The sequence below is a fragment of the Aeromonas sp. ASNIH2 genome (assembly GCF_002934795.1).
Classification (GTDB): Bacteria; Pseudomonadota; Gammaproteobacteria; order Enterobacterales; family Aeromonadaceae; genus Aeromonas; species Aeromonas caviae.
Genome location: NZ_CP026406.1, coordinates 3,077,501 through 3,089,493, shown reverse-complemented (window position 1 = coordinate 3,089,493; position 11,993 = coordinate 3,077,501). Strand labels below are relative to the sequence as shown.

9 protein-coding genes, 2 rRNA genes and 2 pseudogenes (1 of these 13 cut by a window edge) are annotated in these 11,993 nt (G+C 51.1%); 3 read left to right on the top strand and 10 right to left on the bottom strand.

Annotated features, from left to right (window positions below; translation table 11 throughout):
* Positions 1-21 precede the first annotated feature (21 nt).
* Complete coding sequence (locus C3F36_RS14730; RefSeq protein ID WP_104455321.1) at positions 22-270, bottom strand: restriction endonuclease subunit S; 249 nt, start codon at positions 268-270, stop codon at positions 22-24.
* A gap of 24 nt (positions 271-294) precedes the next feature.
* Entirely contained in the window at positions 295-1,245 is a 951-nt protein-coding gene (locus tag C3F36_RS14725) for an IS1595-like element ISKpn3 family transposase (RefSeq protein ID WP_043851557.1), read from the bottom strand.
* Between the two features lie 621 nt (positions 1,246-1,866).
* Here C3F36_RS14725 and C3F36_RS14720 point away from each other — a divergent pair.
* From C3F36_RS14720 to C3F36_RS23340, 3 genes are all read left to right on the top strand, one after another.
* Positions 1,867-2,079, top strand: coding sequence for an AlpA family phage regulatory protein (locus C3F36_RS14720; RefSeq protein ID WP_104455320.1), 213 nt, complete (start codon positions 1,867-1,869; stop codon positions 2,077-2,079).
* Positions 2,080-2,585: 506 nt separating this feature from the next.
* Positions 2,586-3,536 carry an IS1595-like element ISKpn3 family transposase gene (locus C3F36_RS14710; protein WP_043851557.1) on the top strand — a complete coding sequence of 317 codons (951 nt, stop codon included), beginning with the start codon at positions 2,586-2,588 and terminating at the stop codon, positions 3,534-3,536.
* 231 nt (positions 3,537-3,767) lie between these two features.
* A complete protein-coding gene (locus C3F36_RS23340) occupies positions 3,768-4,544 on the top strand; it encodes a hypothetical protein (protein WP_158656122.1) in 777 nt (258 codons plus the stop codon).
* 132 nt (positions 4,545-4,676) lie between these two features.
* Here the strand turns inward: C3F36_RS23340 and C3F36_RS14700 are convergent, their stop codons facing one another.
* From C3F36_RS14700 to C3F36_RS14665, 8 genes and pseudogenes are all read right to left on the bottom strand, one after another.
* On the bottom strand, positions 4,677-5,894 hold the full coding sequence (locus tag C3F36_RS14700) for a tyrosine-type recombinase/integrase (protein ID WP_104456061.1): 1,218 nt from the start codon (positions 5,892-5,894) through the stop codon (positions 4,677-4,679).
* 240 nt (positions 5,895-6,134) lie between these two features.
* On the bottom strand, positions 6,135-6,764 hold the full coding sequence (locus tag C3F36_RS14695; protein WP_104455317.1) for a LysE family translocator: 630 nt from the start codon (positions 6,762-6,764) through the stop codon (positions 6,135-6,137).
* Positions 6,765-6,844: 80 nt separating this feature from the next.
* Positions 6,845-7,782 (bottom strand): annotated as a pseudogene (locus C3F36_RS14690) (IS3 family transposase); the annotation flags it as partial.
* 79 nt (positions 7,783-7,861) lie between these two features.
* Positions 7,862-8,617, bottom strand: a complete 756-nt coding sequence (gene istB, locus C3F36_RS14685) for an IS21-like element ISAs29 family helper ATPase IstB (protein ID WP_104455316.1) — start codon at positions 8,615-8,617, stop codon at positions 7,862-7,864.
* Between the two features lie 14 nt (positions 8,618-8,631).
* Positions 8,632-10,173, bottom strand: a complete 1,542-nt coding sequence (istA, locus tag C3F36_RS14680) for an IS21-like element ISAs29 family transposase (protein WP_104454439.1) — start codon at positions 10,171-10,173, stop codon at positions 8,632-8,634.
* Between the two features lie 221 nt (positions 10,174-10,394).
* Positions 10,395-10,667 (bottom strand): annotated as a pseudogene (locus C3F36_RS14675) (transposase); the annotation flags it as partial.
* Between the two features lie 383 nt (positions 10,668-11,050).
* Positions 11,051-11,165: ribosomal RNA gene (gene rrf, locus C3F36_RS14670) — 5S ribosomal RNA — on the bottom strand.
* A gap of 84 nt (positions 11,166-11,249) precedes the next feature.
* Positions 11,250-11,993 (bottom strand): 23S ribosomal RNA (locus C3F36_RS14665); it runs 2,145 nt beyond the window's last position.

Below are 11,993 nucleotides of genomic sequence, written 5' to 3'. Positions count from 1 at the left end.
ATTACGCTTCGCTAATCGAACCTACACCGCGGATGTTTTAGTTGCCCGTTTGCGCGGCTTGGTAGTGGCCCGCTCGGCTTGAATGCGGGCCAGCAGGGCGGCGGCACTATTGTCGCCACTGATCAAGTCCGGGTTGGCTGCGCGCCAGTCGGCGGTCAGCTCGCCACGAAATGCCTTGGCCAGAATGGCCTGGGTCAAGTTATCGACCCGCTCTTTGGCCGCCTTGGCCTGCTGCTCGATGGTATCGGCATAAGCAAAGAGTTGTTCCACCCGACGGACAATTTCGGTTCCTGATTACCCATGACCCTCAGCCAGCTTCAAGAGCCGATATGGCATCGGAGGGCTTGCCACGACTGCATGCCCCAATTCTACCAACATGCTATTGAGGTCAAAACGATGATTAAACCGGAAGCAGTATTCCGCAAGATGCCTTGGTAAATGCTTCGCTCCGAGCGTATGGCAACTGCCCCGCAGCGAGTTTTTCACATTTCCTATCATCGTGTTTACCCAGTTGAATGCCGGATGATCCAGCCAGTCCAGGTTGCCCCCGGTGACAACTCCCAGGTGCTCACAATTGGCCTCCTTGACCGCTTTGAAACAGGCCAATCCATCGGATATCACCGCGCTACCACTGGCAATATGCCGTTTTGCCCAATCAGCAACGGACTTGGTTTTGAAACCATCGACCACCGTCATCCGCATCTTGATTGGATGTCCTTCCTTGTTCAGGGCCACTGCTGCCACAAACGGCGTCTTGCCTGCCGCGCCCCGACCCCGTTTGCCACCACGGCGCTCGCCACCCCAGTAGACATCATCGAGCTGAATGATGCCGCTGATGGGCTGCTTGTCATCGGACTCTTTCATGGCTTGCAGCAGCTTGTGCTTGAGCATCCAGGCGGTGTCATATTTGACGCCCAACTGGCGCTTTAGCTCCATCGCTGACAAGCCTGTTTTGGTTTGTGACAACAGGTGCATTGCCAGAAACCACTTGGTCAGTGGGAGCTTGGTGTTTGCGAAAATCGTGTTTCCAGTCAATGACATCTGGTGACGGCAGTGATTGCATTGCCACACACGTGGCCGCCTTCTCAGGCGACAACAGGTCTTGTTGGCACATTCAGGGCAGACAAAGCCGTTAGGAAAACGCCAAGTGAACAGCGCGTTTTCGCACTGAGCCTCAGTGCCATAGTCCTTGAGAAACTCAAACAGGCTGTAGCCTTTCTGGAATTGGATTTTGCTTTTGGCCATGATCTCGCACCTCGATAACTGTACGTAAGATCAGTATAGTTCGTGGTAACTGACTGCTAATCATGGGTAATCAGGTAAATCTATTGTAGAGAAACAACATCGCTCTGTGATCTTTCTTTTCAAACCACAAGTTATTTTGAGTTCCCATACCAACCTCCATCAAAAAACTTCAAACAATAAAGTCACAAGCCTCGCACATACAACCTCCTTTCATTGAATCTCAATTGAGGCTCAATGGCCCTTTTGGGTCTTTGTTGTTGTGTTATTTGTGTGTAGATATTATGATTTTTTTTAGTATATCTCAATGTCATTTGCACAACATCTAAAGAAGGAAATGTGTCCATGCAATGATGATTTAATGTATATCTATGCGTGCTAAGTGAAGACGAGAACACTCTTGTACGCCGTGCAAAACGCCTCTTTTTCTCCCTAGTCTAAGTCCTGTTTAAGTCATCGACGAGCAGCCTTCGCCACAATCAATGCAACCACCTCATATGCTGACCCTAGATCGCGGGTCTTCATCATTGGCCTTCCTGATCCCCCCGTACCGAGGCTGATTACTGTTTTTTTCAACCCCCAATCCCTTCTGATGAACGAAACCCATACCATCAGGAGTACACCATGAACACGTCCCCCAAAGTACTGCGCATCAAAGACGTTATCCAAAAGACCGGCCTTGCCCGTTCAACTATCTATGACCGTATCAGCGATAAATCCCCTCGCTATGACAAGAATTTCCCCAAGCCATTTAAGTTGGGCTTGTCAGCTGTTGGCTGGTTTGAACATGAAATTGATACTTGGTTACACGTACAAGCATCAATAAGAGCATTTTAATTTAAGCCATAAAGGCTCCATAAGTTAACCTGCTGATTGTTTACTCCCAACTAACAGCTATAACGACAAACACACACCATTAAATGTCTTTATCTTCGCAAGCATGCCTACGGAGAGATACCCATTAATTAACGCAAGTTAAGGTGTTTATATTATTTAATGTCAATCAACATTATACCCATCTACTAACTACCTAACCTCAGCTAACCATACACTCCCCTTATAACATTAAACCTACTCTTCATTGAGGGATTACTCATGTCTGTCCACATCCTGCAATTTATTAAAAACTTAGAATCTAACTATCCAACTATAAACATCCATGTTTTCCAAAAAGCAATGGATGCTGTTACCAGGCATTACTATCACTACAGAGAGGCTAAGTCTGCTCATCCCTCGGTTGAGCTGTTCTTGAAATACTTTTACCCTTACCTGATTACCCATGATTAGCAGTCAGTTACCACGAACTATACTGATCTTACGTACAGTTATCGAGGTGCGAGATCATGGCCAAAAGCAAAATCCAATTCCAGAAAGGCTACAGCCTGTTTGAGTTTCTCAAGGACTATGGCACTGAGGCTCAGTGCGAAAACGCGCTGTTCACTTGGCGTTTTCCTAACGGCTTTGTCTGCCCTGAATGTGCCAACAAGACCTGTTGTCGCCTGAGAAGGCGGCCACGTGTGTGGCAATGCAATCACTGCCGTCACCAGATGTCATTGACTGGAAACACGATTTTCGCAAACACCAAGCTCCCACTGACCAAGTGGTTTCTGGCAATGCACCTGTTGTCACAAACCAAAACAGGCTTGTCAGCGATGGAGCTAAAGCGCCAGTTGGGCGTCAAATATGACACCGCCTGGATGCTCAAGCACAAGCTGCTGCAAGCCATGAAAGAGTCCGATGACAAGCAGCCCATCAGCGGCATCATTCAGCTCGATGATGTCTACTGGGGTGGCGAGCGCCGTGGTGGCAAACGGGGTCGGGGCGCGGCAGGCAAGACGCCGTTTGTGGCAGCAGTGGCCCTGAACAAGGAAGGACATCCAATCAAGATGCGGATGACGGTGGTCGATGGTTTCAAAACCAAGTCCGTTGCTGATTGGGCAAAACGGCATATTGCCAGTGGTAGCGCGGTGATATCCGATGGATTGGCCTGTTTCAAAGCGGTCAAGGAGGCCAATTGTGAGCACCTGGGAGTTGTCACCGGGGGCAACCTGGACTGGCTGGATCATCCGGCATTCAACTGGGTAAACACGATGATAGGAAATGTGAAAAACTCGCTGCGGGGCAGTTGCCATACGCTCGGAGCGAAGCATTTACCAAGGCATCTTGCGGAATACTGCTTCCGGTTTAATCATCGTTTTGACCTCAATAGCATGTTGGTAGAATTGGGGCATGCAGTCGTGGCAAGCCCTCCGATGCCATATCGGCTCTTGAAGCTGGCTGAGGGTCATGGGTAATCAGGTAGATTTATTGAGAATGCTGGGTGTTATAATGATCGTTCGCCAAGGCTTACGTTTAGGGAGACTACTTCTGCTTCATCCCAAAAAAGAATAAGTAGGTTAACTGACTTTATTGGTTTTGTTGTAGATGGGAAAGACGAGAGAAAAGACCTTATAGATGAATTAAGGTTTTTTGAAATTAATTTCAATAGAGATGATCTCAATGACCCGATTAAGGTAAAAAATTTAATGCTAGAGGTTTTTTATCAGTCATGCCTTGGGGATAAGGACTTTGCTTGGATCTCGAATTCTGATGATAGGCTAGTAAATTTCATCTGGGCATCAATTTTATTAATTAATGATGAAGATCAATTTCGCGATGGTGTATTTCAGTCTATATCAATAGATAAGCCTGAGCCACGAAGTTCATTTGTAGACGCGTTTGCTAATGATTCATTATATTCTTGTCTATGTTTAGATGAACACCCAACATCTAATCGGGATAAGATTTCAAACATAACCTTGTTTTTCGACCTGTGTCGCTTTGAATTAACGGAAAAAACAAGTCTGATGAGTTTTTTTAAATCCCGTTGGGGCGAAATAAAAAACAGCTCTAAAATTATAAATTGGTTATCCAAGAATGAAGAATTATGGGGGTGGGCATGGGACTACTCTTTTTCACGGTATTTAAACAGCAAAGCACCGATATGGCTAGAGTTAAATGAAACCGAAAGCTCTGAAATAGAAAAAAGTAAAAAAATGGCTTTGATAACCTTTTATGATCTTCTGAGATTAGAGCATCAACTGTTAGTTATCGCTGAATTAAAAAAATCAGGCGCTCAGCAAAAATATAGAATGAAGCTACAAGGGGAAGCTGCTTCACGGAAGATGGTTCAAATATCTATGAGTGTTTCGACTAAAGATAAATTGAAAAAATTAGCAGATAGAGAAAATCAAAAAATGAATACCATAGTTGAAATGTTAATCAACGAAAGATATTTGCAATTGTATGGTGATAATAAGTAGCTCTATCAATAGAGGTTACAACCATGCATCATTTCAGTATTTTTATACTATCTTATCATACGGCTTTGAACGTACAGAAAGGCCCCAAAAAATTGGAGGGGAAGCGGCCCGACGGGCCGCCGGTTGTTCTCCCTATCCAACTTGTAGATGCACAATATTATCTGCCGGTTTTTCTGATGGTTTCAAAATACCTCCCCATAACTCCAGAGCCATTTTTTGTTCCGGTAACCGAACCGTATGAACATAGTGAGCCATTACACCAGGTAGGGCATGACCTAGAATTTGTTCCACGACATGGGGGGCAATCCCAGCCTCGTTAAGGCGGGTCGCTAAGCTCCTTCGCAGATCGTGCCATGTCCAAGGGGCGTTATGCCCAATCCGTTTCCAAATCCCCCTTCCCCACTGACTTACCGCTTCTGGTCGCTTGAGCTCCCCTAGCAAGTATGAGGATGACTGTGCAGCGGCTGCTTTCAGCAAGAGCTCTATCGTCGGCCGAATAAAATCAGGTATTGGTCTCACGATTTTATTACCTGTTTTTGAGTTAGACGCAGGTACTGTCCATGTACCTTCGACTAGATTCCATTCTTCGGGTGCTGATAGCCGAGCTTCTTGAGTTCTTGCACCGAACGACAACAGAATCTTGGCCAAATTTCCGTAGTAGCAATATGGGCCTAGCTTCTCAGCCCACTTCCATAGTGTTTGCAGTTCTTCTAGCGTCAGAACCCTATCTCGCTTACTCGCTTTTTGCCCAACATCAGCAACAGTCAAGTCATCCAACGCATTACTGACTGCAAACTGTCTGACACGACAAAACTTCAGAGCATGCTTACAGTTTTGGAAACAATATCCACTAGCCACAGGCGCTACCTTCGAGTACTCGTCAAAGACGCTCAACCAGTGACGAGTATCACAATCTGACAAGGGAAGATCTCCGATACGTGGATAGACCCACTTCGCAAATTGCTGGCGATGCTTCTCACTGTTCGACCTTTTCTTATCGGCGTGATGGCAGAGCCAATACTCGAGAGCATCTTTAACTGTGACAGGTTTGAGCCTTTCATCTTTCCCGATCCGCGTCATCAAGGCGGGATCATTACCCTCTTCCAGCCAAGCTCGACATTGCGCCGCCTTTTTCCTTGCTTCGGAAAGCGATAGCCCCCCCTCCTGTCCGGTATATGAGCCTAGAGTCAGGTTTTTTGCCTTGCCTAAAATTCGATAGCGGTACACGAAGCTGACTTTGCCGCTATTCCTCCACAGAACAGAGAGCCCATCCCTATCCGCAACCTTTCTGGGCGTATCATCATCGTGACCACGTAGCATTGCTTTGAGTTTTGAATCTGAGATTGCCATTTTGAACCCACACATGAACCCACACTTGTCTTATATCCCCTAAGATGGCTTTAGACAAGAATGGAAAGTTAAATGATAAAAATCAAACAGATGTAGTTCATTTACGGATGACATCAAACAGCATTAGACCGGTGATGCGATAATACGGCATGAACTGATCCCGGTCATTCTGCTGCAGTGCAGACGAAGGCGTATCCCAGCGATGGGATACGCCTTTTTCTATGCCCGGTGTTTACCTGCTCACTCCACCGCCAGCTTGATACCGAGCCCCACGAACAGCCCCCCCATCACGCGATTCAGCCAGGTGGCCACCCGGGCGGGCAGTCGCACCTTGCGGCTTGCAAACGCGGTGGAAAACGCCAGCAGATGGCACCAGATCATGCCGTTGAGATTGAAAATGCAGCCCAGTACGATAAACGCCATCGCCTTTTGCGGTGAGGCGGGCTCGATGAACTGGGGCACAAAAGCGAGAAAGAAGAGCGCCACCTTGGGATTGAGGACATTGGTGAGCAACCCCTGCCGAAAGATGCGCCCATAAGAGAGCGCAGGCAGCACCACAGCCCCATCCACAGACGTTGAAGTGCCACTCTGCCAGAGCATGGACACGCCGAGATAGACCAGATAGAGCGCCCCCATCAGCTTGATGACGGCAAACAGCTCGGCAGAGGCACTCAACAGGGCAGACAGTCCCAGCGCTGCCGCCAACACATGCACCATGGTACCTGTCCCGATACCCAATGCCGCCATGGACCCTGCACGCCATCCCTGGGAGCCGCTGCGCAGCATGATGAGCAGAGAGTCAGGCCCAGGCATCATGTTCAACAGCAGGCCAGAAACGACAAACAACGCCAGATCGTGGATCCCCAACATACACAGCTCCTTGTACATGAAAGAAACAGTCTATGGATCCAGCTGGATTTGACCCCATAGGTCCAGACACTTTTTCCCGCTTAGGGTTGTGATACCCGACTGCGCAGAAATTCCCGTGGTGAACGGTATCCCAAGGCGCTGTGCGGGTGGTGCTCGTTATAATGCTCAAACGCGATAGCCAAATTGCCTACCGCTGTTCGGCTATCCGGTTTTGGCATCATCTCGATATAGTCTCGCTTCATCGTCTTCACGAAGCTTTCCGCTATACCGTTACTCTGTGGGCTTCTCACTGCTGTCGTTCTGGGCTCCAACCCGATTTCTCGTGCAAACGCGCGGGTCTCATGGGCTCGATACGCCGAGCCATTATCAGTCAGCCACTCCACCGGTGATGCCGGCAACGAATCCCCAAAGCGACGTTCGACAGACCTCAGCATGACATCTTGCACAGTGTCACTATCGTAACCCCCAGTACTGGCCGCCCAGTCCAACGCTTCCCTATCGCAGCAATCCATGGCGAACGTGACACGTAGTTTTTCACCGTTATCGCAGCGAAACTCGAAGCCATCTGAGCACCACCGTCGATTGCTCTCCTTGACGGCAACACGCCCCTTATGTGCCTGCTGGGCCAATGGTGCAGCTGGTTTTCTTTCCAGCAGCAAGCCATGCTCGCGCATGACGCGATATACCCGCTTAGCGTTTACCACAGGTTGTTCTGTTGCCTCAGACTGACGCCGTAACAGCGCCCAGACCCGGCGATAGCCATAGGAGGGAAGCTCTGCCATCGCCTCCATGATACGGCCAAGTAAGGCTGCATCATCACGCTGGCGATGATGACGACCATCTTGCCAACCCGGTTTTCGATGAACACGAACGGATAGCTGCGCACGCGATACATTAAGAGCCTGGCTCACAGCACTTAATCGTCGTCCCCCGGCAACAAGGGCGCATGCGCAATCCATTTTTTTGCTCGACCAACCTCCACGGCTTCTTTGAGGATCTCGTTCTCCATGGTCTTCTTGCGTATTCCGGCGAAGTTGAACAGCCATTCCGGCCAACGTGAACACCCTGATCCTTAACGCGCTCACGTCACCCCGTTTCTAACTCGAGTGTTCAGATTGGGTCAACTCACTTCTCCTCTTTCTCATCGATTCTCCCTTCAGTGACAGCCGGTGAGCGTTGTGCATCAGCCGGTCCAGGATCGCATCTGCCAGAGTGTTGTCCCCCAAGCTCGCGTACCACTCTTCCGTTGGCAGCTGACTGACCACTACCGTCGAGTATTTCCCGTACCGATCATCCATGATCTCCAGCAGGGCGTTGCGCTGCACGGCATTCACCGCTTCTAGTCCCCAGTCATCCAGGATCAACAGCTCTATCCTTGCCAGTTGACCCAGCAGCCTGGCGTAACTGCCATCTACCTTGGCCTGGCTCAGCTCAAGTAGCAGACGCGGCAGCCGGTAGTAACGAGTGCTATGCCCTTGCTGACAGGCTTGGTAGCCCAGCGCACAAGCCAGGTAGGTTTTTCCACAGCCACAGGGGCCGGTAATGAGCAGGTTCTGGCCCCGGCGCAGCCACTCTCCTTGGGCCAGGTTTGCTACCTGTGACCGCTCTAGGTTGCGTGCTGACTGGTAGTCCAGCTCCTGCACCGTGGCCTGGAGTTTGAGCCTTGCCTGCTTGACCAGCCGAGCTTGCTTACGCTGCTCCCTGCTCAGTTGTTCGTGTTCGACCAGCAGGCTTAGCCGCTCGATGAAGGGCAGCCCTTCGTAGGTACTCGCCTGTTCAAGTTGTTGTTGCACGGCATCCGCCATGCCGGTCAGTTTCAGGTTTCTCAGGCGGGTCAGGGTTTGTTGGGTCATGGGGCGTATCCTCTTTAGTGGAAGCTCTGGGGGCCACGGATGTTCTCGTGCTCTTGCGGTAACTCTGGGTAGCTCAGCGGGCTTGCGGGCAGTTGGTCGCGGCCACTGGTCAGCACCGACTTGAGCTGCTTGAGCCGCACCAGTCCTTCCCGGTTAGCCAACTGGCAGCAAGCCTCGACCCGTGATGGCGGATACTCTCGACTAAGACTCAGTAGACCCAGGCAGAGTCGGTATGCCTGCTCGGCATGGGCTTTTTCTTCCAGCCGTTCGCTAACCCAGCACAAGGTGCCCGGTCCGATGTCAGCAGCCCACTGCTTAAGACGCCCTGGCGTCCAGCGTTGCTGCTTGCTGTGACGTTCCGGCATGTGCTCAGGGAGCGTGCTCATCCCCGGGATGGTTTTACGTGGATGGCTCGCGACCAGCTGTTGCTGGTGATAGACCTGAAGCAGGGTATCGCCCGCATGGAGCTCCAGTTGCTGACCCACATACTGGTGCGGCACCGAGTAATGGTGCTGCTCATAGCTGACGTGATAGTCGATGTTGACCTTGACCGTTTTGATGGCGACATAGCGATAGGGATGCACCGGTAGTGACCCCAGTGCCGGGCGGTCCAACTGCTCAAACGCCTCGCGTCGGTTACCGGGCAGCTGCTTGAACGGGCGCTCGTTGAGCTCATTCAACAAAGCCCGGATGCACTGGTTGAGTTCGGCAAGCGAGAAGAAGGTCTGATGGCGTAGACGAGCCAGGATCCAGCGCTCGACGATCTGCACTCCCACTTCAGCCTTGGCTTTATCCTTAGGCTTATAAGGGCGAGCTGGCATCACTGCCACCTGATAGTGCTCGGCCAACTGCTGGTAGCTGGGGTTTAGCTCGGGATCGTAACGGCAAGCCTTGCTGACACCGCTCTTGAGATTGTCGGGGATCAGGAGTGCCGGGGTCCCGCCGAAAAACTCAAAGGCACGGACATGGCTTTGCAGCCAGTCCGGCAGTGACTGTGACCAGGTGGCCTCGGCAAAGGTGTAGTTGGACGCACCAAGCACGGCGACAAAGATCTGGGCCTGACGGATCTCACTCGTGGAGGGCGAGACGATGGGCACCGTGGGCCCGCAGTAGTCGATAAAGAGCTTTTCCCCCGCCTTGTGGATCTGGCGCATGGAGCGTTTTTGCAACTGACACCAGGACTTGTAACGGTCGCAGAACTGGGAGTAGCTGTAACAGCTATTGGGATAGCGCTGGGTGTATTCCTCCCAGAGCAGTTGTTTGGAGACCCCCTTGCGCTTGAGCTCCTGATGGACAGAGGGCCAATCCGGCACGACATGGCGGGCCGAGATGGTGGTATCGGCCTGCGGATAGAACAGGGCAGCCAGTCGGGCATCATCAAGCTCGGTGGGCAAGGGCCAGGTCAGGCCGAGCGCCTGGGCACTTTTGAGGAGTTTCTGGATGGAGCCAACGCTGACCTTGGTGCAGCAACTTATCTGGCGAACAGAGAGGTCAGCCTCCAGCCGCAGTCGCAGCACTTCACGAATTTTACGCATTGCAATCCTCTTGGCAGACATAGGCTCTTCCCTGGCAAAAGGGAGAGCGTATCAAAGGTTGTTAAATCAATGCGTTAAGGATGATTCCGGTGAATGTGAACAGTGATTCCGGGATGTTGAACACTGTTTCCGGAAAGGAGGGGCAAAGTGTTCAGGTTGAACCGGAATGAGCGTTCACATTGGTCCGGAAATGGTGTTCACGTTGAACCGGAATCGGTGTTCATGATCAGCCGGAATATGCACTTCTTCCCGAGCAGACGCTGAAGCTCTCGGATCTGCTTGATGGCAGCAGCCAACTCGGAAGCAGGAACAACATCCTCACCGGCGGTGATCGCCGTGAGAGACCCTTCTTGGAATTGCTTACGCCATTTGAAAAGCTGGTTTGCGTTGACGTCGTGCAAGCGAGCAACATGAGAGACGGTCATCCCGGGCTCAAAGGTCTGCTGCACGATGGCGATCTTTTCTTGTGGAGTCCGGCGTCGACGGCGCTCGGCCCCTGTTAACACTTCGACCATCTTCTCGTTGTGACTAGTACTGAACATAGCTCCAAGACTACCTCTTAAGTTAAGAGGGGCGAAGTGTCTGGATCTTCAAGGGGCCAATCTACCAGCCTTCCTTGTCATCCCCCGCAGCGGCAATAGTGATCATCGACGAATGGAATAGCTGAGCAGCTCAAGCATTACAAACTCTCAGATCCAGTAGCAGGGAGGAATGGGGAGACTTGAAAATGAAGAGATGAACATCGAGATATCGAGTGTTCGGCAGCCCCGCTGGAGCAATCACAAAGAAGGGGAAACGGTCTAACGGTAATAACTGGAACCAGAGCCAAGGCTGCAACACGCTGAATTTCAGGCAATAAAAAACCCCGCTCAGATGAGCGGGGTTTCTTGTATTGGGTGCCTGGCAGTGTCCTACTCTCGCATGGCGAATGCCACACTACCATCGGCGCTACAGCGTTTCACTTCTGAGTTCGGCATGGGGTCAGGTGGTTCCACTGCGCTATTGCCGCCAGGCAAAAATCTTCAATCTGAAAAAGCTGATTTAGTTATTCGTTCTCGGTATCTGCTACAAGTCTCTGAACACTTCTTGGGTGTTGTATGGTTAAGCCTCACGGGTAATTAGTATGGGTTAGCTCAACGTATCGCTACGCTTACACACCCCACCTATCAACGTTGTGGTCTCCAACGGCCCTTTAGGACCCTCAAGGGGTCAGGGATGACTCATCTCAGGGCTCGCTTCCCGCTTAGATGCTTTCAGCGGTTATCGATTCCGAACTTAGCTACCGGGCAGTGCCACTGGCGTGACAACCCGAACACCAGAGGTTCGTTCACTCCGGTCCTCTCGTACTAGGAGCAACTCCCTTCAATCATCCAACGCCCACGGCAGATAGGGACCGAACTGTCTCACGACGTTCTGAACCCAGCTCGCGTACCACTTTAAATGGCGAACAGCCATACCCTTGGGACCGACTTCAGCCCCAGGATGTGATGAGCCGACATCGAGGTGCCAAACACCGCCGTCGATATGAACTCTTGGGCGGTATCAGCCTGTTATCCCCGGAGTACCTTTTATCCGTTGAGCGATGGCCCTTCCATTCAGAACCACCGGATCACTATGACCTACTTTCGTACCTGCTCGACCTGTCCGTCTCGCAGTTAAGCTGGCTTATGCCATTGCACTAACCTCCTGATGTCCGACCAGGATTAGCCAACCTTCGTGCTCCTCCGTTACTCTTTGGGAGGAGACCGCCCCAGTCAAACTACCCACCAGGCACTGTCCGCGAGCCCGATTCAGGGCCCTGCGTTAGAACATCAAACATACAAGGGTGGTATTTCAAGGAC